Origin of the sequence: Corynebacterium sp. HMSC034B08 (genome assembly GCF_001835805.1) — a bacterium.
Classification (GTDB): Bacteria; Actinomycetota; Actinomycetes; order Mycobacteriales; family Mycobacteriaceae; genus Corynebacterium; species Corynebacterium coyleae.
This window is the reverse complement of sequence record NZ_KV825891.1, coordinates 1-291: the sequence shown is the minus strand read 5'-3', so window position 1 is coordinate 291 and position 291 is coordinate 1. Positions and strand designations below refer to the sequence as shown.

General features: G+C 58.1%; 1 pseudogene. It reads right to left on the bottom strand.

Annotated features, from left to right (window positions below):
* Nucleotides 1-291 (bottom strand): annotated as a pseudogene (locus HMPREF2656_RS00185) (ATP-binding protein); the annotation flags it as partial.

Below are 291 nucleotides of genomic sequence, written 5' to 3'. Positions count from 1 at the left end.
GTGAGAAGACCGCCAACATGTCTACGAGTTGGTCCAGCCGGTAGTAGGCCACGGAGTATCCGGCCTGACACGCAGCAATACCGATGGCGCAGACTATGTATGTTTTCCCTGTTCCGGTCGGTGCGAGGATGTGAATGTTGGTCGGGTTTTCCCGCCAGTTCGTTGCCGCGATTCGTTTCAGTTGGCGCATGTTGATACCGCGCTGCTCTGCCCGGGTAACTTCAGCAAGGCTCGCATCGGGGTATCGGAACTGTGCCTGGGTGATGGCCTGGCGATGTTGCGTTGTTGCCG